The sequence below is a fragment of the Leifsonia sp. 10L418 genome, assembly GCF_056395445.1.
Genome location: NZ_JBFTJN010000005.1, coordinates 22,658 through 47,129 on the forward strand (window position 1 = coordinate 22,658; position 24,472 = coordinate 47,129).

Here is a 24,472-nt window from a genome sequence, read left to right on the forward strand (position 1 = left end):
CACACTCGGCGCAGGGGGCGAAGCGCGGGTACGCAAAAACGTGGGCCCTGGGAGCAGATGATCGGGGATCATCCGCTGCCAAGGCCCACGGTGAAAAGGTTGCGGCTGTTAGGAAGCGCGACGGGCGCGTGCGGCGCGACGCTTGAGCGCGCGACGCTCATCCTCGCTGAGGCCACCCCAGACGCCGGAATCCTGACCGGTCTCGAGAGCGTACTGTAGGCACACCTCGGTGACGTTGCAGCGTGCGCACACGGACTTCGCCTTCTCGATCTGGTCTACTGCGGGACCAGTGTTGCCGACCGGAAAGAAAAGCTCCGGGTCAGCAGTGAGGCAGGCAGCTTTATCGCGCCAATCCATGGGGGTGCTCCTTTATTGCGGGGGTGCATGGCCGATCGGCCGAAATGCGGATGAGTGCCGGTTGCAGGAAAAGTTCAGATCCGCGCAATTCGTGAATATGCACATAAGATCGGCTCACGTCCCTGTGAGCGTCAACCGGGCTTCAAATATGGTCCCATAATAGGGGGACCAAATCAATAGCTTTGTATGGGATTCCTCTGTGAACGACCAGTCTGACCCGATCAATTTCGAGGCGCCGCGTCCGTCGCGCCCGGTACGTCCACCCGCGCTGCGCCTGATCACGGTGTTGCTCGTCGCTGAGGCGCTCCTGTTGTGGGTCGCCGTGGCCTGGTTTGTGCTCGAACTTCTCACCGCGACTCCGTCGTCGCTTGCCGGCGCACTGGTGATCCTGGCGATCGTCGTGATCGCCGCGATCGGCGTCAGCGTGGTTGCCTCGGGGGCCGCCCGCGGCAAGTCCTGGATGCGCAGCCCTGCCGTGACCTGGCAGCTCATGCAGATCGCGGTGGCTGTCGGCTGTTTCCAAGGCCTGTACGCGCGGCCCGACCTCGGCTGGGCCTTACTGATCCCGTCTCTGGTCGTGCTCGTGCTGCTCTTCACTCCGCGCGTCATCGACGCAACCCGCAACACCGGTTCAGGAAACATTTCGCAATCGGAATAGTTTTCACCGGTTGAATCGTTGAGAATTGCATGGTCATGACATCCACAACAGCAACCGGCGCAGTGCACGCCCCGGACCACCACGTCGAAGCAGCACGCTCCGGTTGGTCTGAATGGCGGGCCGCACGGTTGGCGTCGGTGGTTGCTCCGACCGGAAACCTGTCGCTGATCGAGACGCGCTGGCTCGACGCTGAGGCACCGTCGTTGAGTGCTGACGAGGCACTGGTCGGCCAGGCCGACACCGTCACTGCAACGGTGCTCGGGCGCCGGAACCTGGTGACGGGACAGCCGGAGCGCGGCATCCGTCTCTGGGATGCGGCATCACCGTCGATCACGAACTTCGATACCGTCACCGCCTGGGAGTTCAACCCCGAGTGGGTCGTCTCCGCAGAGTTCACCCCGGTCGACGCCGACCGCACGATCCCGTTTGAGCACATTCGCGACAACGGAGGCACCCGCGATCTCGTGGTCCCCGGCGACATCACCTTCACTCTTGACGGTGTCGACTACACGTTCAGCGCTTTTGACGACGACGGCACTCTGCTGCTCGTCTTCGGTGACGCCAGCAACGGTGGCGACGGTCCCGACGGAAGCTACGAAGCAGGACGCTTCTTGTTCGTGCACCGGGAGGCCGCCGAGTTCGGTGTTGCCGGTCCCGTCGTGCTCGACTTCAACCGCGCCTTCGTGCCGCCGTGTGGTTTCTCGATTCACTACAACTGTCCGTTGCCACCGCGGAACAACCGTTTCTCATTTCCGGTCGAAGCCGGCGAGAAGGCTGTTGTCTTCACTGGTGGCCACACCCTCTACTAACCGCGATCTGCTTATGCCTCGATTCATTCGATCGAGGCAGTTTGCACACGGTTGCCGGGCGGCGTCGATGCTGCGTCCGGCTTCACACACAGCACAGGAGAACATTCGTGAAGAAAAGTACGTTGGCCATCATCGCCACCGCCCTCACCGCAACCCTGGCCCTCGCCGGGTGCTCGCCGTCGTCGAACGGTGACGCATCCGCGGCGAAAGCCATCGAGGTCGGCTCGATCTATGAACCGCAGAACCTCGACAACACCGCCGGCGGCGGCCAGGGCAGCACCGAGGCATTCAACGGCAACGTCTATGAGGGGCTGTTCAAGCTCACCGATGACGGAGCTGTGGAGCCGCTGCTCGCCGCGTCGAACACGGTCAGCGAAGATGGCTTGACCTACACGTTCACCCTCGTCGACGGCGTGACCTTCCACTCCGGCAAGGCGCTCACGAGCGCTGACGTCAAGGCGAGCATCGAGCGCGTCACCGCCCCGGACTCGCAGTCGGCCCGCAAGTCGAGCCTCGCTGTGATCTCCGGCATCGAAACGCCCGATGCGAAGACGGTTGTCGTCAACCTGTCGAGCCGCTCGATCTCACTGCCCTACCTGCTCAGCTACGTCTGGATCGTCAACAGCGAGGCACCAGACCTGAAGACCGCTGAGGACGGCACCGGCCCGTACACGCTCGGCACCTGGAAGCGCGGCAGCTCGCTGAGCCTCGAGGCCTGGGACGGCTACTGGGGTGAGAAGGCGAAGAACAAGGAAGTCGTCTTCAACTACTTCACCGACGCGACGGCCCTCGGCAACGCGCTGCTGACCAACCAGGTCGACATCGTCACGAGTGTGCAGAGCCCGGATGCGTTGACCCAGTTCAAGGACAACCCCGACTTCACGGTCAACGATGGCAAGTCGACCACCAAGGAGATCCTGGCGTTCAACGACCGCGTGGCACCGTTCGACAACGTCGACGTGCGCAAGGCGCTCTACTCGGCGATCGACCGCAAGAAGCTGCTGAACTCCATCTGGGGCGACTACGGCACCCTGATCGGATCGATGGTTCCGCCGACCGACCCGTGGTACGAAGACCTGACCGGCGTCAACCCGTATGACACGGAGCTGTCGAAGACGCTGCTCGCGCAGGCCGGCTATCCGAACGGTTTCGAGTTCACCCTCGACACCCCGACCTACGACCCGCACCCTGCGGTGGCGGAATTCGTCAAGAGCGAGCTGGCCAAGGTCGGCGTGACGGTGAACATCAACTCGATTAGCTCCGACGAGTGGTACAGCAAGGTGTTCAAGAGCCAGGACTTCGAGGCGACCCTGCAGGAGCACGTCAACGACCGCGACGTGGTCTGGTACGGCAACCCCGACTTCTACTGGGGCTACAACAACCCGCAGGTGACCCAGTGGGTCGCCGAGGCCGAGCAGTCCGCCACGACCGACGAGCAGACCGCCAAGTTGAAGCTGGTCAACGAGCAGATCGCGAAGGATGCCGCCAGCCTCTGGCTGTACCTCTACCCGCAGATCGTCGTCGCCGCGAGCGACCTCACCGGCTACCCGGTGAACGGCCTCAACTCGCAGTTCTACGTCTACAACATCACCACGAAGTAGCGGATGTCGTTGGTCGAGCCTGTCGAGACCCGGTCACGGGATCTCGACAGGCTCGATCACCGCGCAGAACGGTAACCTGAAAGCACCATGATCACGTATCTGCTGCGCCGCTTCGCCTTTCTGGTGGTGTCGCTTCTGCTGGCCATGGTGGTGCTGTTCCTGCTGCTGAGGCTGCTGCCGGGCGATCCGGCCAATGCGCTCCTCTCCGTGAACGCGACACCGGAGCAGATCGCAGCAGCTCAAGAGCAGGTCGGCAGCAATCTGCCTCTTGGGGAACAGTTCGTCGCCTGGTTCGGTGACATGCTCACCCTGAACCTCGGTGACTCTTTCATCAGCTCCCTGCCGGTCGGACCGGAAATCATGGCCCGGCTCGCCGTCACCGTGCCGCTGACGCTGATCTCGTTCACCCTGGCCCTGGTGCTCTCGCTCTTCGTCGGCTTCATCGCCGCCTGGAAAGGCAACACCTGGTACGGCGCCGGACTCTCCGCGCTTTCCCAGCTCGGCGTCGCGGTACCGGCGTTCTGGGTGGGCATCCTTCTGGTCAGCGCATTCTCGGTCAACCTCCGCTGGTTTCCGTCGGGCGGTTTCCCCCGGGACGACTGGGCGGACCCGGCGGCGGCCCTGCACTCGCTCGCCCTGCCGATCTTCACCATCACCATCGTGATGACCGCATCGATCTCCCGCTATGTCAGGTCGGCGACCCTCGACGTGCTCGGGAGCGATTACCTGCGCTCGGCACGCGCCCTCGGCTCCGGATTTCGTGAGGCGATGTGGCGGCACGGCTTGCGCAACGGCTCGGTGCCGGTGATCTCGATTCTCGGCATCGAGCTGGCGACGACCTTTCTCGGCGCCGTCGTCGTCGAGAGTGTCTTCACCCTGCCCGGACTCGGGAGCATGCTCTTGAAAGCCATCGCTCAGCATGACTACCCGAACATCCAGGGGATTCTGCTGTTCTCCACCTTCGTCGTTCTCGTGATTGGATTCGTGGCCGACATCGTGCAGCGCCTCATCGACCCACGACTCCGCACCAGCGTCTCGGGGAACCGATGAACGCCGCGGCCCTGGTGAGAACGGATGCGCCCGCCCCGGCGCGTCGGCGGACGCGTCGGTCGACGACCCTGACGATCGGAATCATTCTGGTCGGGGCCGTGCTGATCACCGCGCTCATCTCCCTGTTCTGGTTGCCCTATCCGTTGGCCGACACCACCGGCGGACGGCTCGAAGCGCCGAGCGCCGAGCACTGGCTCGGCACCGACAAGCTCGGCCGGGATCTGCTCAGCCAGTTGATGGTCGGTGCCCGCATCGCCTTGATCGTCGGTGCCGGAGCCACCCTGATCTCCGCGGTCCTCGGCATCTCGCTCGGCCTGACCGCGGCATTCGCCAGCGATTGGCTCGACGACACCCTCTCGGCCGTCCTCGATATCCTGATCGCATTCCCGGTGCTGCTGCTGGCGATGCTCATCGTTGCCGCGCAAGGGGCGTCGCTCTGGTCGGCGACGCTGGCCATCGGCATCGCCATGTCCGCGATCGTTGCCCGGCTCACCCGGGTGCTGGCCAAGCGCGTGCTCGGCACGCAGTACATCACCGCCGCGCGCACCTCCGGCACCAGCTGGCCCGGGATCATCGTGCAACACGTGATGCCGAACATCGCACCGACGCTGGGCGTCAACCTGGCCCTGCAGTTCGGCATCGCCGTGCTGGCCGAGGCCAGCTTGTCGTACCTCGGCCTCGGGGCGCCGCCGCCCAACGCGTCGTGGGGGCGGATGCTGCAGGAAGCACAGGGAACCGTCGCAACAGCCCCGGTCGGCGCAATCGCCCCCGGTCTGGCCCTCGTCGTGCTCGTGATCGGTGTGAATCTCGTCGCCGATGGGCTGCGGGACGTGGCAGACCCGACGCGGAGGAGATCACGGTGAGCCTGCTTTCAGTGTCTGAATTGACCGTTGCGACGACCGGCGGAACGCGGCTGGTGCGCCGGCTGTCATTCGATCTCGCGGCGGGGGAGCGCCTGGGCCTGATCGGGGAATCGGGGTCGGGCAAGTCGCTGACCGCGCTCGCGATCACCGGTTTGCTCGCGCCGGGACTCGGCGCGCTCGGCAGCATTGTGCTCGGCGGAACCGAGGTCGTCGGGGCCGACGAACGCACACTGGTGACGCTGCGTGGACCCGTGGCGGCTGTCGTCTTCCAGGACCCGCTCTCGGCGCTTGACCCGCTGATGCGAATCGGTGCCCAGCTCTCTGAGCCCCTGCGTCGGCATCAGGGGCTGCGAGGTGCCGCGCTCAAGCAGGCGGTGACTGATGCGTTGACCGAGGTGAGCCTGCCCGATCCGGAGCGCATCAGTCGGTCGTACCCGCATGAGGTGTCAGGCGGTCAGCGGCAGCGGGTCGCCATCGCCTTGGCGCTTGCGTGCCGCCCAGAACTGCTGATTGCCGACGAACCGACGACGGCGCTGGACGTGACGGTGCAGGCCGAGGTGCTCGACCTGCTTGATCGAATCGTCGCCGAGCGCAACATGGCGCTGCTGTTCATCAGCCACGACCTCGCCGTCGTGGCGCGGATGACCGATCAGGTGATCGTGATGAGTGCGGGTGAAGCCGTGGAATCCGGATCGTTGGCGGCGCTGCTCGCCGCGCCGGGGCATCCGTACACGGCCGAGCTCGTCAGAAGCGCACGCACCCTCGACGCCGCATTGGAACTCTCATGACCGCGCTGCTGGAGCTTCAGGGCGTCGGTTTCTCGTATCGGAGCGGGGCGCGAGCCGTGGACGATGTGTCGTTTGCGGTCACCGCGGGCCGCAGCGTCGGGCTCGTCGGTGAATCGGGGGCCGGCAAGACCACACTGGTGAAACTTCTGCTCGGACTCGCCACCCCGACCAGCGGGACGGTGCTCTTCGACGGGGTGCCGCTCGTTCCCCGTGATCGCGCGCAGATGCGGGAGTTTCGGCGCAGCGTGCAGACTGTGTTCCAAGATCCCTATTCGTCGCTCGATCCCCGGCAGAACGTGTTTCGGATCGTTGCCGAGCCGCTCACGTCGCTCGGGATCGCGTCGGGGGCCGAGTTAACCGCCCGGGTGAATGCCGCGTTGGCGGCCGTGCACTTGCCCGCGGATGCCGCGACCCGGTTTCCGCATGAATTCTCGGGTGGCCAGCGGCAGCGCATCGCGATCGCCCGGGCGATTGCACCGGGGCCGCGCCTGTTGCTCGCCGACGAGCCGATCAGCGCGCTCGACGTGACGACCCGCATCCAGATCATGGAGCTGCTGGCCGAACTCGGCCGCACCACCGGGCTGACGGTGCTGATGGTGTCGCACGACCTGAGCGTGGTTGCGGCGCTCTGCGCGGAGACTGTGGTGTTGCAATACGGCCGCGTTGTGGAGCAGGGGGACACCGCGTCGGTGCTCGGCGCCCCCCGCGAGGAGTACACGCGGCGACTGCTGGCCGCCGTGCCGCGGTTGCCCGCGCTGTAGCCCGCCGGGCCTGGCCTGTCGAGAGCGCCCGGCGGAGGCCTCGACAAGCTCGACCACCGGTCTGGCTACGCGTCGATTCCCAGCTTCTTGCGCAAGCTCGCCACGTGACCAGTGGCCTTGACGTTGTAGAGCGCCCACTGAATGATCCCGGCCTCGTCGATGACGAAGGTGGAGCGCAGCACGCCGGTGACGATTTTGCCGTACAGGTTCTTCTCGCCGTAGGCGCCGTACGCGTTGTGCACGTCGAGTGACTCGTCGGAGAGCAACGGAAAGTTGACCGCGTCGTGCTCCTGGAACTTCTTGAGCTTCGCCGGGGCATCCTTCGAGATGCCGAGCACCTGGTAGCCGGCCGCCTTCAACGAACCGAGATTGTCGCGGAAGTCGCAGGCCTGGGTCGTGCAGCCCGGGGTCATCGCTGCCGGGTAGAAGTAGACGACGACCTTCTGGCCCGCGTAGTCGGATAGCGAAACGGCCGCGCCATCCTGGTCGGTCAGGGTAAAGGTGGGAGCGGTGTCGCCAACGGCCAGGCGGGTGGATTCAGTCATGCTTCAACGGTACCCGCTTGCGGCTGTCGTGTTGCGGCGCTAGTGCGTCGGAGCGTTGGCGAACGTGGTGAGCAGACGCTGCAGCGAGTCCAGGCGAGCCTTGCCGGTTTCACCGATGGTGCCGGCTTCGACGGCTTCCATGATCGCGCAGTCGGGGGAGTCCGGCAGATGCGTGCAGCCGCGTGGGCAGTTCTCGGCGAGGGTGGCGAGGTCGGTGAACGCCTTGAGGATGTTGTCGGTGTTGATATGTCCGAGCCCGAACGAGCGCACACCGGGAGTGTCGATGACCCAGCCGCGACCGGCGTCCGTCTCCAGGCGCAGTGAAATCGTCGACGACGAGGTGTGCCGGCCACGACCGGTGACGGTGTTGACGACGCCGACCGCACGCTTGGCGTGGGGGACCAGGCCGTTCACGAGAGTTGACTTGCCGACGCCCGAGTGGCCGACGAAAACGGTGTCGTGACCGATCAGCGCCTCGGAGATCTCGGCGAGCGGCATCACGTCTTCGCGGCTGCGGAAGACCTTGAGGTCCAGCCCGGCGAAGTTGCTGAGGAACTCGGCCGGGTCGGCGAGGTCGGTCTTGGTGATGCAGAGGATGGGCGTGACGCCGGCATCGTAGGCCGCGACGAGGTAGCGGTCGACGAGACGGATGCGTGGCTCCGGATTCGCCGCGGCGACCACGATGAGCATCTGGTCGGCGTTGGCAACGATGACGCGTTCGACGGCGTCAGTGTCGTCGGCGCTGCGGCGGAGCAGCGTGGTGCGCGGCACGATCCGCACGATGCGGGCGAGGCTGCCCTCCGCCCCCGTCGTGTCGCCGACGATGTCGACGCGGTCTCCGGTGACGACTGCTTTCTTGCGCAGCTCGCTGGCCCGCGCCGCGGTCACCCGGCGTTCTTCGGGGAGTCCCTCGTCGAGCATGACCGTGTAGCGGCCGCGGTCGACCGAGAGGATGCGCCCGGTCAGCGCATCTTCATGCCCCGGCCTGGTCTTGGTGCGCGGCTTGTTGCCCTTGCGGTTCGGTCGTACGCGCACACTCGATTCGTCGAATTCGGGCTCGTCGTCTTCGTCGGTTGTCCACCAGCTCATCGGAGCACGGTCCTGATCGCGTGCTGGGTGCTCATCTAGAGCACAGCCTCACCGATGAGGTTCTGCCAGAGTTCGGGGAACTGCGGCAGCGTCTTCGCGGTGGTCTTGATGTTCTCGATCTCGACGCCGGCCACAGCAAGGCCGATGATGGCGCCGGTGGTCGCCATCCGGTGGTCGTCGTAGCTGCGCCAGACGCCGCCGTGCAGCGGGCGCGGCTCGATGTGCAGGCCGTCTTCGAGTTCGGTCACCTGACCGCCGAGACCGTTGATCTCGGCGGCGAGGGCGGCGAGACGGTCGGTCTCGTGATGGCGAATATGCCCGATGCCGGTGATCGTGCTCGGGGAGTCGGCCAGCGCGGCCAGGGCGACCAGGTTCGGCACGAGCTCACCGCCGGTCGACAGGTCGAGTTCGACGCCACGGATGCTGGCGCCGCCGGTGACCGTGAGGCGATCGCCGTCGCGGGTCACCGTCGCCCCGAACAGCGGGAGCAGGTCGATCAGGTCGGCACCGACCTGGGTGGTTTCGGCCGGCCATCCGGTGATCGTCACGCTGCCGCCGGCAACGAGCGCTGCGGCGAGGAACGGGGCGGCGTTGGACAGGTCGGGTTCGATGTCGACGTCGGCCCCCTGGATGGCGCCGGCCGGCACGATCCATTCGCCGACAGCCGGGCTTTCCACGGTGACTCCGCGCGCGGCAAGGGTGGCGATGGTCATTTCGATGTGGGGGAGGCTCGGCAGGCGCTCGCCGTCGTGGCGGAGGTGCAGGCCGTTCTCGAACCGGGATCCGGCGAGCAGCAGGGCGGAGACGAACTGGCTCGAGGATCCGGCATCGATGGTGACCTCGCCGCCGGTGAGCGAGCCGGTCCCGTGCACGGTGAACGGCAGCGCTTTCCGCCCGTCGTCGTTGATGTCCGCGCCGAGCGCGCGCAGCGACGAGACCGTGGTCGCCATCGGGCGACGGCGGGCGCCTTCGTCGCCATCGAAGGTGGTCGGGCCGAGCGCCAATGTCGCGACGACGGGAAGGAACCGCATCACGGTGCCGGCCAGACCGCAGTCGATCGTGGTCGAACCGAACAGTTCGCCGGGAGTGATGCGGAGGTCGTCGCCATACGCGCCGTCGCCGGGAACCGATTCGATCGTCGTGCCGAGTTGGCGGAGCGCCGCAACCATGAGGTCGCTGTCGCGGGAATGCAGGGGAGCGCGAAGCAGTGAGGGGGTCTCGGCCAGGGCCGACAGGACGAGTTCGCGGTTGGTCAAGGATTTCGAGCCCGGCAGGCCGAGAGCGGCGGTGAGGGGGCCGTGCGCGACGGGCGCCGGCCAGAGCACGTTGGCGTCGTCGGGCGCGTTGTCGCCGTAAGGGTTGAACTCCGGCTTGGAATATCTCGAGATCAGCATCGGTTATCAGAATAGTCGGTGCAATCAAGATGAGGGAGGTCCGGTGGCTGTTCAGCTGCTTCTCGAACGACCAAGCATGCCCCAGGCCAACGGCCTAGGATTGCCGGTGATGACTTCAGACACGCCGCTTCCCTCCACCGTGCAGGAGACGACTGAGCTGGCCGATAAGAGAGACCTGTTCGAAGAACAGGCGATGCCTTTCATCGACCAGCTCTACGCCGCTGCAATGCGTATGACGCGCAATCCGTCGGACGCGCAAGACCTGGTTCAGGAGACGTTTGTCAAGGCGTTTGCCGCCTTCAAACAATTCGAGCAGGGCACGAACCTCAAGGCGTGGCTCTACCGAATTCTCACCAATACCTTTATCAACACCTACCGCAAGAAGCAGCGCGAGCCCTATCAAGGCACGATCGATGAACTCGAAGACTGGCAGTTGGGCGGGGCCGTTTCGACGACGGCGATGGCGAGCAGGTCGGCCGAGGCCGAGGCGATCGATCACCTGCCCGACAGCGCCGTCAAAGACGCGCTCCAGGCCATCCCTGAAGACTTCAGGCTGGCGGTCTACTTCGCGGACGTCGAGGGCTTCTCCTACCAGGAGATCGCCGAAATCATGAAAACACCGATTGGCACAGTGATGAGCCGCCTGCATCGGGGCAGACGGATGCTTCGCGATCTGCTGTCCGGCTACGCCGCCGAGCGCGGGCTCGGCATGGGGCAGACAGCAAGCCAAAAGAATTCTGGGAGTGGAAAGAAATGACCGACTGTGGATGCGAGAAAGCCAAGGCTGAACTCGAAGAGTACATGCGCAACGAGCTCTGTGGAGAAGATGCAGCGGATGTGCGTGAGCACCTCGCGAGTTGTGCCGACTGCAGCAGCGAACACCTGGTCGGGCGCACGCTCACCGAGGTGATGCAGCGTGCCTGCAAGGAAAGCGCCCCGGAAGACCTGCGCGACATGGTGCTGCTGAAGCTGCGCGCCATCCAGTCAGCGCACTAAGCCTCTCGTCAGAACCGGGCCTCTCGTCAGCGCCAGGCCTCTCGTCACGAGACCTCTCGAATAGAGCTGAGCAGAAACGTGGCGCCGGTCGGGTCATTGACCTGTGCGAACGTGCCGAATTCGGTGTCCCACGGCTCGCGCTGTACCGCACCGCCCAGTTCGGCAACCCGTCTCGCCGCATCCGCCACATCGGACACCCCGAGGTAGAGCAGCCAGTGCGAGGGCATGCCGGGCGGCAGATAGTTGTCAGAATCGTAGATGCCCCCGGTGAATCCATCACTCGGACCGAATGTGCTGTAGCGAAACTCGTCGGTGTCGGAGAGTGGCGTCAGCTGTAGCCCGAAGACGTCTTCGTAGAACGGAACCGCGGCGTTCCAATCGCGGGTGCTGAGCTCGATCCAGACCGGAGTTCCGGCCTTGCCGAATCTGCCGAACCCGGTATGTGCCGCCGACTGCCAGATGCCGAAAACCGCGCCGGACGGATCGGCGAGAATCGCCATGCGCCCCTGTTCGCCGACGGTCATCGGTGCGGCGAGCACCTGGCCGCCTGCTTCGAGGGCCAGAGCGGTCGTGGCGTCGGCATCCGCGGTGGAGAGATAGGTCGTCCAGGAGCTGCGTTGCACCTCCGTCTCCGGCATGGCTCCGGCGAGACCGGCGACCTGTGCGTCGCCGTTCCAGAACGTGACGTAATTGCCGTACTCCGGCCCCGACGTTGTGGCTGTCCAACCGAAGAGCGAGGTGTAGAAGGCCAGAGCGGAGGCGGGATCGGTGGACATCAGATCGACCCAACAGGGTTCTCCGAGGCGGGTGGTGTCGTGAGCGGGCATGCTCGGGCTCCCTTCGAGCGCAGCGTGCGGTCAGCCTACGACTGGCCGGTAGTCCCGGCAAGGGTGTCACCCGTCTCTGCTGGTGCCGCCGCCGAAGTATGCCAGCGGCGGCTCGACGGAAGACGCCAGGTCTTGGCACGACCCTGGAAAGCAGCGGCGCCGACTGTTATTCTCGGCATCCAGCCGCTGAAGTCCCACAGGCGGCCGCAGTCGGTCCCAGACCAGAGGAGTCCACTCTCATGGATGCACCGAAGCCCGTCGCCCAGCTGCTCGCCCGCGCCGTCGACCTCGCCATCGAGAACGTGCGCAACAACGGCGGCCCGTTCGGGGCCCTCGTCGTCACAGCCGACGGTCGTGTCTTCGAGGGGGTGAACCGCGTGACAGCCACGCTCGATCCGACCGCGCACGCGGAGGTCACCGCCATCCGCTCGGCCTGCCAGATGCTCGGCACCTTCCACCTCAGCGGCGCGACTCTCTATGCGAGTTGTGAGCCGTGTCCGATGTGTCTGGCATCCGCCCTCTGGGCGCGCATCGACACGGTCTACTTCGCCGCCGATCGCACGGATGCGGCGGATGCGGGCTTCGACGATGCCGTCTTCTACGACTACTTCGAGGGCTCAGGGAGCGTTCGGTCACTGATGCCGGTCGAACGCGTCGACCTCGGCACCGGCGTCAGCGTCAGGCCGTTCGTCGAGTGGAACAGCACGACGACCCACATCGACTACTGAGGGCGAGTGCCCGCGAGGTTGTGCGACGACGACGCTCGACGAGCGGCGGACCGCACCCGCCTCGATGAGCTGCAGCATCCGCGCGGCCGCGCTGACCGCGATGGTCGCCGGTTCCTTGCCCCGGATGCCGCCAATGCCGATGGGGGTGTCGATGCGGGCCAGTTCGGCGTCGCCGTGTCCCGCCTCACGCAGCTGCTTCTGAAAACGCGTCCACTTGGAGCGCGAGCCGATCAGCCCGATCGAGTCGAGGCCGGCCGTGCGAAGTGCCGAGTCGCAGAGCGCGAGGTCTTCGAAGTGATCGTGGGTCATGATGAGCACGTGTGAGCCAGCGGGCAGCTCGGCCAGGATCGATTCCGGAACCGGCGTCACGTGCACTCTGAGCTCGGCGACGCTGTCGGCGAGCACGCGCAGTCGCCCGCCGGTGAGCATGTCGACCCGCGAGTCGACCAGGTGCAACTCGATGTCCTGCCGGCTCAGGATCCGGGCGAGCTCCAGCCCCACGTGGCCGATGCCGAAGATGGCGACCGACGGCCTTATTCTGATCGGTTCCAACAGCACGGTCACCTCCCCTCCGCAGCACTGAACCCCGTACTCGACGGTGGCCTTGTCACTCAGCTGCAGGGTGAGCAACTCCGGCTCATTGCTGCCGGAGCCGAGCATCCGGCGCGCGCGACCAACCGCCGTGGCCTCGAGGTTGCCACCGCCGACCGTGCCCCAAAGTCCGTCGGACGAGACCACCATCTTGGCTCCGCTGTTGCGCGGAGCATGCCCGCGCACGGCCGCCAGCGTGACGATGACGGCGGGCGTGCGCTGCGCGCGCAGCCGCTGCACCTCGTCCACCCAGTCCACGATCAGGTCCCGGCGGGTGTGAGGGAATCGTCGGCGGGCAGCGCGGGCGCCGCATCGGCATCCTGCGCCGCAGTGATGGCCCAGAACACGGCCTCCGGCGTGGCCGGCGACGCCAGTGCGACGGAATAGCCGGTGGGGCCGAAGCCGGCGATGGCCTCGCGGAGCGCCTCGCGCGCGCTGAATGCGAGCATGAGCGGCGGCTCGCCAACGGCCTTCGAGCCGTAGATGGCCCCGTCTTCGGTGGCGTGCGCGAGCAGGGTGACCCCGAACTCCTCGGGCATCTCCGAGAAGCTCGGCAGCTTGTAGGTGCTCGCCGACTGGGTGAGCAGGCGGCCGCGGCCGGGCCCGTCGCTGGTGTCCCAGCGCAGCTCTTCGAGCGTGAGCCAGCCGACGCCCTGCACGAAACCGCCCTCGATCTGGCCGAGGTCGATCACAGGGGAAAGGGAGTCGCCCACATCGTGCACGATGTCGACCCGTCGCACCCGGTAGGTGCCGGTGAAGCCGTCCACCTCCACCTCGGCCGCCGCAGCCCCATAGGCGAAGTACTTGAACGGCTCGCCCTGCATCTGTTCCTGATCCCAGTGCAGACCCGCGGTGCGGTAGAAGCCCGCCGCCCACAGTTGAACGCGCTCCAGATAGGCGGTGGCGGCAAGTTCGGCAAAGCTCATCGATGGGCCGGTGCCCGGCGCACTGACCTGGCCGTGCGAGAAACGGATGTCGCCGGCATCCGCCCCCAGAATCCGCCCGGCCACCTCGGCCATGCGATCGCGGATCTGGTCGCAGGCCTGCTTCACCGCCCCGCCGTTGAGGTCGGAACCAGACGAAGCGGCGGTCGCGGAGGTGTTGGGCACCTTGTCGGTGCGAGTGGGCGCCAGACGCACCACGGAGGGAAGCACGCCGAGCGCGGTCGCCGCCACCTGCAGCATCTTGGTGTGCAGCCCCTGGCCCATCTCGGTGCCACCGTGGTTGATCAGCACGGAGCCGTCCTTGTAGACGTGCACAAGGGCGCCGGCCTGGTTGAAGGCGCTGAAGTTGAACGAGATGCCGAACTTCACGGGCGTGACCGCAAGGCCGCGCTTGACGTCGGGGCTCGCAGAGTTGAAAGCCGCGATCTCGGCGCGTCGCTCCTCGACCCTGCTGCCTTCGAGCAGCTCGCCCCAGACGGCACCCAGCCGCTCGGCGTGCCGAACCGGCTGGCCATAGGGGGTGGACTGGCCGGGCACGTAGAAGTTCGTGCGGCGCAGCTCAAGCGGATCGATTCCGAGCTGGGGGGCACAGCGGCCGAGGATGTCCTCGATCACGAACATGCCCTGCGGGCCGCCGAATCCGCGGAACGCAGTCTGCGAGGTCTTGTGGGTGAGTGCGATCCGGCCGTGGGCGGTGAACGCGGGAATCCAGTAGGCGTTGTCGATGTGGCAGAGCGCACGACCCAGCACGGGTTCAGAGAGATCGAGGCACCACCCGCCGTCGGCCGTGAGCGTCGTCTGCAGGGCGAGAATCCGGCCCTGTTCGTCGAAGCCCACTTTCCACTCGGCATGGAAGGGGTGGCGTTTGCCCGTCATGGTGATGTCCTGCGTGCGGTTCAGCCGCAGCCGCACCGGCCGGCCGGTGAGCGTGGCGCCGAGCGCCGCGATCGCCGCGAATCCGTGCGACTGCACTTCCTTGCCGCCGAACGCGCCGCCCATCCGCAGCGACTGCACGGTGACCGCATTGTCGCCCCGGCCGAGCACGTGCGCCACGATGCTCTGCGCCTCGGTCGGATGCTGGGTGCTGCACTGCACGAACACCTGACCCTCCGTGTCGACCTCCGCCAATGAGGCCTGCGTCTCGAGGTAGAAGTGCTCCTGGCCGCCGATCTCGGTGACGCCCTCGAACACCCAGGCAGCACTCCCCATAGCGGCCTCCGCGTCGCCTCTGCTGACGGTGCGGGCAATCCCCTGAAACGACTCGGCCGCGATTGCCTCCGCCACCGTGATCAGCGAGGGGAGCGGCTCATACTCCACCTCGACGGCGGCGGCGCCGAGGCGCGCGGCCTCCTGCGTCTCGGCGAGCACCCAGCACAGCGCGTGACCGAAATACATGGCCTCGCTGGGAAAGAGCGGCTCGTCGTGCTTGGTGCCGGCGTCGTTGAGGCCGGGCACATCGGCCGCGGTGAGCACGCGCACGACCCCGGGCACCGCGAGTGCGGGCGCGGTGTGCAGGGTGACGCGGGCGTGCGCGTGGTCGGATTGCACCGGCCACGCAGTGAGGATGCCGCTCCGCTGGGCTGCGATGTCGTCGGTGTACGCCGCGAGTCCTGTGACGTGCAGTGCCGCACTCTCGTGCGGCACGCGTGTGCCGACGACGGCGTCGGCCGGGCGTTCGGAGAGCGACGTCACGGGCGCACCGCCCGGGCCTCGTGGGCGGTCTGGCTGTACAGCTTCAGGATCGCCCGGTTCAACATCAGCGAGCGGTAGTCGGCGCTCGCGCGGTGGTCAGACATCGGGGTGCCCTCCGCACCGAGCACCGCCGCTGCCGCACGTACCGTCTCACTGTTCCACGGCTTGCCCACGAGGGCCGCCTCGGTGGCGAATGCGCGCAGCGGTGTCGCCGCGACGCCGCCCAGACCGATCCGGGCGGATGCGACGATGCCGCCGTCCCCGCCGTTCGGCTCGATGTCCAGCGCGAACGCGACGGCCACGCTGGAGATGTCGTCAAAGCGGCGCTTGGCGATCTTGTGGAAGGCGGCGACCGGTGCCAGGGGCACGGGGATCCTGATGCTGCGGATCAGCTCGTTCGGACGCAGCACCGTCGTGCGGTATCCGGTGAAGTAGTCCGCGAGATCGACTTCGCGTTCCCGGATCTGGTCGCCATCGGCTGAGGCAAGCACGACGCTCGCGCCGAGGGCGAGCAGCGCCGGAGGCGCGTCGCCGATGGGCGAGCCCGTGCCGAGGTTTCCGCCGAGGCTGGCGCGATTGCGGATGAGGCGGGAGCCGAACTGGGGAAAGAGCTCGGCCAAGAGCGGCACGCGCCCGGCGAGGATGCGTTCGGCCTCCGACAGGGGCACGGCGGCACCGATCTCGATCATCCGGTCACCCACGGTGAGGGTGCGCAGCTCGGCCAGCTGATCGACGGCGACGACGAGAGGGGCGCGTCGGCCGCGCAGATTGACTTCGACGCCCCAATCGGTCGCGCCGGCGATGAGCACGGGCGCCGGGTCGGCGCCGAGCAGCCGCAGGGCATCGGCCAGGGTCACCGGGCGCACAAAACGGCCGTCTGGGCCGTCGACGTCGGCGGCGACGGGTGGGGGAGGAGCGAGTGTGCGGCGGGCGGCGAGCGCGTCGTCCTCCGCCGGTTCGCCCAGCGCATAGGCGGCGTCACGGATGGGGCGGTAGCCGGTGCACCGGCACAGGTTGCCGCTGAGGGCGTGCAGGTCGAAACCATTCGGCCCGAGCTCGTCGTGCCCGGTGCCTCGCCCCTGCTCTTCGGCGTCAGGCACGCGGTCGCTGCGGTAGAACTCGGCGGCCATGCTGCAGACGAAGCCCGGCGTGCAGTAGCCGCACTGCGAGCCGCCCGCTGCGGCCATCTCCCGTTGAACGGGGTGCAGGCGCTCGGGGGTGCCGAGGCCTTCGGCGGTGACGAGTTCCTGTCCGTTCAGCGCGGCAACCGGCACGAGGCAGGCGTTCACCGACGTCCAGCTCGTGCCGCCGCTTTCGGCGGGTGTCGCGACGAGAATCGCACATGCACCGCATTCACCCTCGGCGCAGCCCTCTTTGCCGCCGGTGAGGCCGATGCCCCTCAGCCATTCCAGTGCCGTCGTGTGTGCGCTCGCCGCACGCACGGGGCGGAGCTGCCCATTGACCGTCACGCCGATGTTATTCACGGTGAGGCTCCTCACGTTCTGCGGTGCGATCGGTGCGCGCATTGCCGGCGAGGCGAGACGCGGCGCTGCATTCGACCTGCCGAGGGTGTGTGCCGCCGTGGCCGCACGCGGGGCCCCCGAGTTGTCGAGAGTCTAATACTCGGCCCTGCGGGCGCGCCAGGTATCGGGAATGCCGCCGTTCCGAACAGCCGCGTTCTGAACATCGGTGTTCCGAAGAAGGCCTCTGCCATGGCGGAACAGGCGTTCCCACGGCAATAATGTGCATCACACGAACGTCTTCTGCCGCGACCGGAGCCAGAAAGGACAGGTGGCATGACGATTGAAGCCACCCGCATCCCGAACATCGATGGGGCCACGGAGATTCTCACACCAGAAGCTCTCGCCTTCGTGGAGGAGCTGAGCAGGCGGTTCGACCCCACCCGCCGCGAGCTGCTCGCAGCTCGTGTTGTGCGACGAGAGCACGTCTCCCGCAGCGGATCCCTCGACTTCCTCCCCGAGACCCGCGCGGTGCGAGAGAGCAGCTGGCAGGTGGCCGACGCGCCCGACGACCTGCTCGACCGCCGCGTCGAGATCACCGGCCCAGCTGTGCCGGCCAAGATGGCGATCAACGCGCTGAACTCCGGAGCGAACGTGTGGCTGGCCGACCTCGAGGACGCGAGCTGCCCCACCTGGGAGAACGTGGTTGGGGCCGTGCTCAACCTCCGCGACGCCGCGCGCGGCACCATCGCGTTCACCTCGCCCGAGGGCAAGGAGTACACGCTGCGCACCGACATCCGTCGTCCCACCGTGGTGACCCGTCCGCGCGGCTGGCACCTGAACGAGCGACACCTCCTGGTCGACGACGTGCCCGCGGCCGGCGCACTGGTCGACTTCGGCCTTCATTTCTTCCATACTGCGCAGCTGCTCATCGCCAACGGGCACGGCCCTTACTACTACCTGCCCAAGATGGAGAGCCACCTGGAGGCCCGCCTCTGGAACGACGTGTTCGTCTTCGCGCAGAGCGCCCTCGGCATCCCGAGAGGTACCGTGCGCGCCACCGTGCTCATCGAGACCATCCCCGCCGCGTTCGAAATGGATGAGATTCTCTGGGAGATTCGCGAGCACGCCTCTGGCCTGAACGCCGGCCGGTGGGACTACCTCTTCAGCATCATCAAGTACTTCCGGGACGCCGGCCCGGGCTTCGTGCTGCCCGACCGGGCGGCAGTGTCGATGACCGCGCCGTTCATGCGCGCGTACACAGAACTGCTGGTGAAGACCTGCCACCGCCGCGGCGCCTTCGCGATGGGCGGCATGGCCGCCGTCGTGCCGAACCGCAACGACCCAGAGGTCACCGCGGTCGCCTTCGAGAAGGTGCGCGCCGATAAGACCCGCGAGGCGAACGACGGCTTCGACGGCTCCTGGGTCGCCCACCCCGACCTGGTGCCCATCTGCCGCGAGGTGTTCGACGCCGTGCTCGGTGATAGGCCGAACCAACTCGCCCGGCAACGGCCCGAGGTGGAGGTCACGGCCGCGCAGCTGCTCGACGTGGCATCCGCCGGAGGGAAGGTCACAGAGGAGGGCTTGCGCGCCAACCTCTACGTGGCGGTGGCCTACACCGCCGTGTGGCTCTCGGGCAACGGGGCCGTCGCCATTCACAACCTGATGGAGGACGCGGCCACCGCCGAAATCTCCCGCTCGCAGGTGTGGCAGCAGATCCGCAACGCCGTCACCCTCGCCGACACCGGCCACACCGTGACCTCCGAGCTCGTCAGCCGGATTCTCGAGGAGGAGACCGAGCGCCTTCGCGGTGAGGTCGGTGAGGAGACGTTCGTCGCCCACTACCTCCCGGCCTCCCGGCTCATCGCCGACCTCTGCCTCAGCGAGGAGTACACCGACTTCCTCACCACGGCCGCCTACGAGCTGGTGGAGTAGAGCATGGCTCCGGCGCTCCGGGTGCGATCTCTCAGTTCCGCCGACCTCGCCGGCATCGATGAGCGGCTCGCCGCGAGCGACGAACTGCTCGCCACCGGCTACCCGGGCGACGACGGATCGCGCCAGCCGGTGCACACCGTTTATCTGCCCGCCGACGCCTTCAGCCCCGGTCTTGCCGGCGAGTGGGGGGAACGCGCCCTCGCCGCCGTCGACGAGCACGGCGGCCTCGATCGGCTCGCCGAGATCGTGGGTCAGGATGCGGCGCTCGCCGCCGTCGTCATGCCTCGGGTGCGGGCGAAGCTCGAGTCCGAACCGATCGAAGACCTCCGACTCGACTTCGAAGACGGTTACGGCCACCGGGGTGACGAAACCGAAGACATCGATGCCGTGCGCGCGGCGCAGCGGCTGGCCGAGGCCGTGTCAGCGGGCACGGCGCCGCCGTTCATCGGCATCCGGTTCAAGAGCTTCGAGGCTCCCACCCGGGCGCGCGGGCTGCGCACCCTCGACCTCTTCGTGACGACGCTGGCCGAGGCCGGAGAGCTGCCGCCCGGCCTCGTCTTGACGCTGCCGAAGGTGACGACGGTGGCGCAGGTGCAGGCGATGGCGGATGCCGCAGCCGCGCTGGAACGCGTGCACGCGCTGCCGTCGGGGCGGCTGCGCTTCGAGGTGCAGGTCGAGACGCCGCAGCTCATCCTCGGGCCGGACGGCACCTCACCGGTCGCCAGACTCGCCCACGCCGTTCCGGGCCGCATCAGCGCGTTGCACTACGGCACCTACGACTACAGTGCCGCACTGCAGATCGCCGCGCCCTACCAGTCATTGGACCACCCGGTTGCCGACCACGCCAAGGCGGTGATGCAGCTCGCGGTGGCCGGAACCGGCATCCGTCTCTCGGATGGGTCGAGCAACATCCTGCCCATCGGCGACCGCACCGTCGAGGCGTGGCAGTTACATGCCCGGCTGGTACGGCGCTCGCTGGAACACGGTTACTACCAGGGCTGGGATCTGCACCCCCACCAGCTCCCCACGCGCTTCGCCGCGAGCTACGCCTTCTATCGCGAACGTTTCGACGCGTCGGCCGTGCGCCTGCGCGCCTACCTCGAACGCACGCAGAGCGCGTTCCTGGATGAGCCGGCCACGGCCCGCGCGCTCGCCGGCTTCGTGCTGCGCGGCGTGCACTGCGGCGCGGTCTCGGCCGACGAGGTGCGCTCGGTCATCGGAATCGACGAGGGGCAGCTCGCCGCTCTCGCGCACCCGCGGCCCGCCGCCCCCTGAACCGCGACCCCAGGAGAACTCATGAGCAGCTACTACACCCCAGCGGGCGGCCTCCCCGCCCAGGCTCAGCTCCTCACCGACCGCGCCATCGTCACGACGGCCTACACCGTCATCCCGAAGGGCGTGCTGCGCGACATCGTGACGAGCGCGCTGCCGGGGTGGACGAAGACGCGATCCTGGATTCTCGCCCGCCCCATCGCAGGCTTCTCGACGACCTTCGCGCAACTCATCGTGGAGGTGCAGCCGGGCGGCGGCGCTCGGAAGCCCGAGCCCGAGGCCGGCGTCGAGGGAGTGATCTTCCTCACCGCCGGGCGGATGACGCTCACCCTCGAGGGCGAGACCCACCGGCTCGACCCCGGAGGCTACGCCTACCTCGCGGCGGGGGCGAACTGGTCGCTCGCCAACGAGGGCGCCGAGTCCGCGAGTTTTCACTGGATTCGCAAGGCGTATGAGCCTCTCGAGGGTCACACGGCCAGCTCGTTCGTCGCGCGCGACCAGGATGTGGTTCCACGCGAGATGCCGGGCACCGACGGCGCGTGGGCCACGTCCCGGTTCGTCGATCCCGACGATCTCGCGCACGACATGCACGTGAACATCGTCACGTTCCAGCCGGGCGGCTCCATCCCCTTCGCCGAGACTCACGTCATGGAGCACGGGCTCTTCGTGCTGGAGGGCAAGGCGGTCTACCGGCTGAACGACGACTGGGTGGAGGTTGAGGCCGGGGACTTCATGTGGCTGCGGGCGTTCTGTCCACAGGCCTGTTATGCGGGTGGCCCCGGCCCGTTTCGCTACCTGCTGTACAAGGACGTCAACCGTCAGATCCGGCTGTGTTGAGTCGAGATGTGCTGAGTCGGGCTGTGCCCCACGCGGCTTTCGACCTCGTCATCCGTGCGCGGCAGGTGCTGACACCCGATGGAATCGTCGCGGCTGAGGTCGGCGTGCGGGACGGTGTCATCGCCGCCGTCGCCCAGTTGCCCAGTGGCGGCGCAGGAAGCGGGCTCGCCGGGGCCGTCTCTGTGCAGCTCGGCGACGACGAGACGCTCATCCCCGGTCTCGTCGATACCCATGTGCACGTCAACGAACCCGGGCGCACCGAGTGGGAGGGCTTCGCCTCCGCCACGAGGGCCGCCGCCGCGGGCGGAGTGACCACCATCATCGACATGCCGCTCAACAGCATTCCGCCCACAACATCCGTCGGCGCACTTGCTCTCAAGCGCGCGGCCGCTGCCGGCCAGTGCTTCGTCGACGTGGGGTTCTGGGGCGGGGTCGTTCCCGGCAATATCCGAGAGCTCGCGCCGCTGCACCGCGCGGGCGTGTTCGGCTTCAAGTGCTTTCTGCTGGACTCCGGCGTCGACGAGTTTGCGCCGGTCACGGCCGACGAGATGGAAGAGGCCATGCGCGTGATCGTCTCCGTCGACTCGGTGCTGCTCGTGCACGCGGAGGATGCCCACGTCATCGACGGCGCCCGCACCGGAGGCGGTCGGGCCTACGCGAACTTCCTCGCCTCGCGGCCGCGGGAGGCGGAGGACACAGCCATCGCCGAGGTGATCGAACGGTCGCGCCGCACGGGAGCCCGCGCGCACATCCTGCACCTCAGCTCCGCTGACTCTCTCCCGCAGCTGGCGGAGGCCAAAGCGCAGGGCGTGCGTCTGACCGTCGAAACCTGTCCCCACTACCTCACGCTCTGCGCCGAAGACATCCCCGACGGAGCGACCGCGTTCAAATGCTGCCCTCCCATTCGCGAGGCGGCCAACCGTGACGCCCTCTGGGAGGGACTCAAGAACGGCATCATCGATTTCATCGTCTCCGACCACTCGCCCAGCACGGCCGACCGCAAGTTCGCCGGAGGCGGCGACTTCAGCCTGGCGTGGGGCGGCATCGCCTCCCTCCAGCTCGGGCTCTCGCTCGTCTGGACGGAGGCCGCCCGGCGCGGCATCCCGCTCACCCGCGTGATCGACTGGATGGCGGCTGGTCCCGCGCGTCACGCCGGGCTCGAGGCCAAAGGCCAGATCGCGGTTGGGTTCGCCGCCGATCTCGCGGTGTTTGCCGCCGACGAGACCTTCGTAGTGGATGCGAAGGCTCTGAAACACAAGAATCCCATCACGCCATACGACGGCCGGAACCTGCGGGGAGCGGTGCGCCGCACCTACCTCGCGGGGGTGCCGGTCGCCGAGCTGTCGAGTGCGGGTGAGTCGCCGCGCGGACAACTGCTCCGCCGCGGCATCCGCTCGCCTCATGCTTGACGCCGACGGCATTGTGACCCATCGTGAGTACAACGCGACCTCGGACCTGCGATACGAGAGGGCTGAACCAACAATGCTGCTCACGGAGTTCAATGAGGCCAGCCGCCCGAGCGCTGTCGCCGTGCTTCGCCCGTGTGTGGATGTCCAACGATGGTGTGAGCAGATCGCCGATGCTCGCCCGTTCGCCTCGAAGGATGCCCTGATGGGAGCGGCCCGCCGCGCGGCATCCCCGTTCACGAACGAGGAGGTCGAGGAAGCCCTCGCCCAGCACCCCAAGATCGGGGAGCAGGCGAGCGGCGACGGCCGCGAGGCAGCGATGTCACGCTCGGAGCAGGCGGGAGTCGACGCCTCCGACGCAGCGGTCATGGCGGCGCTCGCCGCCGGAAACCTCGCCTACGAGCGCAAATTCGGACGGGTGTTCCTGATCCGTGCCGCGGGGCGCTCCGCGGCCGAAATTCTCACGGTGCTCCGCCAGCGGCTCGATAACGACGCGTCGGAAGAGGACCGGATCGTCGCCGAGCAGCTACGGGAGATCGCCCTGCTGCGACTGGATGGAGCGGTGGCCGCATGAGCGTGTCGCAGATCACGACCCATGTGCTGGACACCACTCGGGGGCGTCCGGCATCCGGTGTCGCCGTGCAGCTCCTCGGTCTTGTCGATGGACACATCGATGAACACGGCGACGGCTCGTGGCGGCAGATCGCCGCCGGCGTCACCGATGCCGATGGCCGGGTCACCGACCTCGGGCCGGACTCCGTTGCGGCGGGCCGCTATCGCCTGCGTTTCGACACTGGGGCCTACTTTGCCGCACTCGGCACAGACACCTTCTTTCCCGAGGTCGTCCTGACGTTCACCGTCGCGGAAGGGGACGGGCATTGCCACGTGCCTCTCCTTCTCGCGCCCTTCGCATACTCGAGTTACAGGGGGAGCTGACCATGAACCGTGACAACATCGTGCTGGGCATGAACCAGTACGGCAAGGCCGAGGTGCGCGTCGTCAAGGTCACTCGAGACACCGAGCGGCATGAGATCGAAGACCTCAACGTGAGCTCGCAGCTGCGCGGCGATTTTGTGGCGGCGCACCTGCGCGGCGACAACGCCCACGTCGTCGCCACCGACACACAGAAGAACACGGTCTACGCGTTCGCCCGCGAGGGCATCGGCTCACCGGAGGCCTTCCTCCTGCGCCTCGGCCGCCACTTCACGGACAGTTTCTCCTGGGTCTCCGGTGGGCGCTGGGAGGCCGCGAGCTACGCGTGGGAACGCATCCAGGCGCATGGCAAGCCGCACGATCACTCCTTCGTGCGCACGGGCCAGGAGATCCGTACCGCCGTCGTCGTCATTGACGGCGAGCAGACCACCGTGCTGGCCGGATTCAAAGACCTCACCGTGCTGAAAACGACTCAGTCGGGATTCGAGGGGTTTCCCCGGGACGAATACACAACGCTGAAAGAGACGGCCGATCGCATCCTCGCCACTCAGGTCGCGACCCGGTGGCGGTATGACGATCACGACATCGACTTCAATGCCGTCTACGCGAGCGTGCGTGCGCACCTGCTCGAGGCGTTCACCGAGAACTACTCGACGGCCTTGCAGCAGACCATGTTCGACATGGGTGCGCGGGTGCTCGAGGTACACCCCGAAATCGCGGAGATCCGCCTCTCCATGCCCAACAAGCACCACTTCGTGGTGGATCTTGCGCCATTCGGACTGGACAATCCGAACGAGGTCTTCTTCGCGGCCGACCGCCCCTACGGACTGATTGAGGCCGCGGTCACACGCGAGGGGGCATCCGACCCGGGCAACGCCTGGGACGGCATCGCCGGGTTCTGTTAGCGGCAGTTAGTCGGACTATGTGGTGCACGAA

Annotated in this window: 25 protein-coding genes; 17 read left to right on the plus strand and 8 right to left on the minus strand. The window is 67.2% G+C overall.

Annotated features, from left to right (window positions below):
* Positions 1 to 108: 108 nt before the first annotated feature.
* Complete coding sequence (locus AC1DCF_RS11760; RefSeq protein ID WP_035837005.1) at positions 109 to 357, minus strand: WhiB family transcriptional regulator; 249 nt, start codon at positions 355 to 357, stop codon at positions 109 to 111.
* 199 nt (positions 358 to 556) lie between these two features.
* Here AC1DCF_RS11760 and AC1DCF_RS11765 point away from each other — a divergent pair, with 199 nt between their 5' ends.
* The 7 genes from AC1DCF_RS11765 to AC1DCF_RS11795 all read left to right on the plus strand — a co-directional run bounded on the left by AC1DCF_RS11765 (position 557) and on the right by AC1DCF_RS11795 (position 6,887).
* On the plus strand, positions 557 to 1,015 hold the full coding sequence (locus AC1DCF_RS11765) for a hypothetical protein (protein ID WP_441791426.1): 459 nt from the start codon (positions 557 to 559) through the stop codon (positions 1,013 to 1,015).
* Positions 1,016 to 1,050: 35 nt separating this feature from the next.
* Positions 1,051 to 1,824 carry a DUF1684 domain-containing protein gene (locus AC1DCF_RS11770; RefSeq protein WP_477211179.1) on the plus strand — a complete coding sequence of 258 codons (774 nt, stop codon included), beginning with the start codon at positions 1,051 to 1,053 and terminating at the stop codon, positions 1,822 to 1,824.
* 107 nt (positions 1,825 to 1,931) lie between these two features.
* Complete coding sequence (locus AC1DCF_RS11775) at positions 1,932 to 3,425, plus strand: ABC transporter substrate-binding protein (RefSeq protein WP_477211180.1); 1,494 nt, start codon at positions 1,932 to 1,934, stop codon at positions 3,423 to 3,425.
* Between the two features lie 87 nt (positions 3,426 to 3,512).
* Positions 3,513 to 4,475, plus strand: a complete 963-nt coding sequence (locus tag AC1DCF_RS11780; RefSeq protein ID WP_477211181.1) for an ABC transporter permease — start codon at positions 3,513 to 3,515, stop codon at positions 4,473 to 4,475.
* On the plus strand, positions 4,472 to 5,338 hold the full coding sequence (locus AC1DCF_RS11785) for an ABC transporter permease (RefSeq protein ID WP_477211182.1): 867 nt from the start codon (positions 4,472 to 4,474) through the stop codon (positions 5,336 to 5,338). The genes AC1DCF_RS11780 and AC1DCF_RS11785 overlap by 4 nt, the downstream gene beginning before the upstream one ends.
* The gene (locus AC1DCF_RS11790) at positions 5,335 to 6,126 is read left to right on the plus strand and encodes an ATP-binding cassette domain-containing protein (protein WP_477211183.1); all 792 of its coding nucleotides are present in this window, start codon (positions 5,335 to 5,337) and stop codon (positions 6,124 to 6,126) included. The genes AC1DCF_RS11785 and AC1DCF_RS11790 overlap by 4 nt, the downstream gene beginning before the upstream one ends.
* Entirely contained in the window at positions 6,123 to 6,887 is a 765-nt protein-coding gene (locus AC1DCF_RS11795; protein ID WP_477211184.1) for an ABC transporter ATP-binding protein, read from the plus strand. Before AC1DCF_RS11790 ends, AC1DCF_RS11795 begins: the two co-directional genes overlap by 4 nt.
* A 65-nt stretch (positions 6,888 to 6,952) precedes the next feature.
* Here AC1DCF_RS11795 and bcp read toward each other — a convergent pair whose 3' ends face one another.
* Genes bcp through aroA form a run of 3 tightly spaced genes read right to left on the minus strand, consistent with a single transcriptional unit; the run spans position 6,953 to position 9,915 of the window.
* Positions 6,953 to 7,432 carry a thioredoxin-dependent thiol peroxidase gene (gene bcp / locus AC1DCF_RS11800; protein ID WP_441791419.1) on the minus strand — a complete coding sequence of 160 codons (480 nt, stop codon included), beginning with the start codon at positions 7,430 to 7,432 and terminating at the stop codon, positions 6,953 to 6,955.
* Positions 7,433 to 7,471: 39 nt separating this feature from the next.
* Positions 7,472 to 8,521 (minus strand): ribosome small subunit-dependent GTPase A, encoded by a 1,050-nt coding sequence (rsgA, locus tag AC1DCF_RS11805; RefSeq protein ID WP_441791418.1) that lies wholly within the window; start codon positions 8,519 to 8,521, stop codon positions 7,472 to 7,474.
* Between the two features lie 35 nt (positions 8,522 to 8,556).
* On the minus strand, positions 8,557 to 9,915 hold the full coding sequence (aroA, locus tag AC1DCF_RS11810) for a 3-phosphoshikimate 1-carboxyvinyltransferase (protein ID WP_441791417.1): 1,359 nt from the start codon (positions 9,913 to 9,915) through the stop codon (positions 8,557 to 8,559).
* Positions 9,916 to 10,024: 109 nt separating this feature from the next.
* Between aroA and AC1DCF_RS11815 the strand changes: the two genes are divergently transcribed.
* On the plus strand, positions 10,025 to 10,672 hold the full coding sequence (locus tag AC1DCF_RS11815) for a sigma-70 family RNA polymerase sigma factor (RefSeq protein ID WP_441791461.1): 648 nt from the start codon (positions 10,025 to 10,027) through the stop codon (positions 10,670 to 10,672).
* Positions 10,669 to 10,911: a zf-HC2 domain-containing protein gene (locus AC1DCF_RS11820; protein ID WP_441791416.1), complete on the plus strand. Its 243-nt coding sequence runs from the start codon at positions 10,669 to 10,671 to the stop codon at positions 10,909 to 10,911. Before AC1DCF_RS11815 ends, AC1DCF_RS11820 begins: the two co-directional genes overlap by 4 nt.
* 44 nt (positions 10,912 to 10,955) lie before the next feature.
* Here the strand turns inward: AC1DCF_RS11820 and AC1DCF_RS11825 are convergent, their stop codons facing one another.
* The gene (locus AC1DCF_RS11825; RefSeq protein WP_477211185.1) at positions 10,956 to 11,738 is read right to left on the minus strand and encodes a VOC family protein; all 783 of its coding nucleotides are present in this window, start codon (positions 11,736 to 11,738) and stop codon (positions 10,956 to 10,958) included.
* Between the two features lie 239 nt (positions 11,739 to 11,977).
* Here AC1DCF_RS11825 and AC1DCF_RS11830 point away from each other — a divergent pair, with 239 nt between their 5' ends.
* Positions 11,978 to 12,466, plus strand: coding sequence for a nucleoside deaminase (locus tag AC1DCF_RS11830; protein WP_441791414.1), 489 nt, complete (start codon positions 11,978 to 11,980; stop codon positions 12,464 to 12,466).
* On the opposite strand, the gene xdhC is transcribed toward AC1DCF_RS11830, so the two are convergent.
* Genes xdhC through AC1DCF_RS11845 form a run of 3 tightly spaced genes read right to left on the minus strand, consistent with a single transcriptional unit; the run spans position 12,371 to position 17,219 of the window.
* Complete coding sequence (gene xdhC, locus AC1DCF_RS11835) at positions 12,371 to 13,315, minus strand: xanthine dehydrogenase accessory protein XdhC (RefSeq protein ID WP_477211186.1); 945 nt, start codon at positions 13,313 to 13,315, stop codon at positions 12,371 to 12,373. The genes AC1DCF_RS11830 and xdhC overlap by 96 nt on opposite strands.
* Before the next feature lie 2 nt (positions 13,316 to 13,317).
* Positions 13,318 to 15,693 (minus strand): xanthine dehydrogenase molybdopterin binding subunit, encoded by a 2,376-nt coding sequence (gene xdhB / locus AC1DCF_RS11840; RefSeq protein ID WP_477211187.1) that lies wholly within the window; start codon positions 15,691 to 15,693, stop codon positions 13,318 to 13,320.
* A complete protein-coding gene (locus AC1DCF_RS11845; RefSeq protein ID WP_477211188.1) occupies positions 15,690 to 17,219 on the minus strand; it encodes a xanthine dehydrogenase small subunit in 1,530 nt (509 codons plus the stop codon). Before AC1DCF_RS11845 ends, xdhB begins: the two co-directional genes overlap by 4 nt.
* A gap of 270 nt (positions 17,220 to 17,489) precedes the next feature.
* On the opposite strand from AC1DCF_RS11845, the gene aceB reads away from it, so the two are divergent.
* From aceB to pucL, 7 genes are all read left to right on the plus strand, one after another.
* Positions 17,490 to 19,088 (plus strand): malate synthase A, encoded by a 1,599-nt coding sequence (gene aceB, locus AC1DCF_RS11850; RefSeq protein WP_477211189.1) that lies wholly within the window; start codon positions 17,490 to 17,492, stop codon positions 19,086 to 19,088.
* Between the two features lie 3 nt (positions 19,089 to 19,091).
* Positions 19,092 to 20,363 carry a DUF6986 family protein gene (locus AC1DCF_RS11855; protein WP_477211190.1) on the plus strand — a complete coding sequence of 424 codons (1,272 nt, stop codon included), beginning with the start codon at positions 19,092 to 19,094 and terminating at the stop codon, positions 20,361 to 20,363.
* Positions 20,364 to 20,384: 21 nt separating this feature from the next.
* Positions 20,385 to 21,197 carry a bifunctional allantoicase/(S)-ureidoglycine aminohydrolase gene (locus tag AC1DCF_RS11860; RefSeq protein ID WP_477211191.1) on the plus strand — a complete coding sequence of 271 codons (813 nt, stop codon included), beginning with the start codon at positions 20,385 to 20,387 and terminating at the stop codon, positions 21,195 to 21,197.
* Positions 21,198 to 21,220: 23 nt separating this feature from the next.
* Positions 21,221 to 22,606 (plus strand): allantoinase AllB, encoded by a 1,386-nt coding sequence (gene allB / locus AC1DCF_RS11865; protein ID WP_477211192.1) that lies wholly within the window; start codon positions 21,221 to 21,223, stop codon positions 22,604 to 22,606.
* Between the two features lie 73 nt (positions 22,607 to 22,679).
* Complete coding sequence (gene uraD, locus AC1DCF_RS11870; protein WP_477211327.1) at positions 22,680 to 23,177, plus strand: 2-oxo-4-hydroxy-4-carboxy-5-ureidoimidazoline decarboxylase; 498 nt, start codon at positions 22,680 to 22,682, stop codon at positions 23,175 to 23,177.
* Positions 23,174 to 23,539: a hydroxyisourate hydrolase gene (uraH, locus tag AC1DCF_RS11875; protein WP_477211193.1), complete on the plus strand. Its 366-nt coding sequence runs from the start codon at positions 23,174 to 23,176 to the stop codon at positions 23,537 to 23,539. The genes uraD and uraH overlap by 4 nt, the downstream gene beginning before the upstream one ends.
* 2 nt (positions 23,540 to 23,541) lie before the next feature.
* On the plus strand, positions 23,542 to 24,441 hold the full coding sequence (gene pucL / locus AC1DCF_RS11880) for a factor-independent urate hydroxylase (protein WP_477211194.1): 900 nt from the start codon (positions 23,542 to 23,544) through the stop codon (positions 24,439 to 24,441).
* The last annotated feature ends 31 nt before the right edge of the window (positions 24,442 to 24,472 follow it).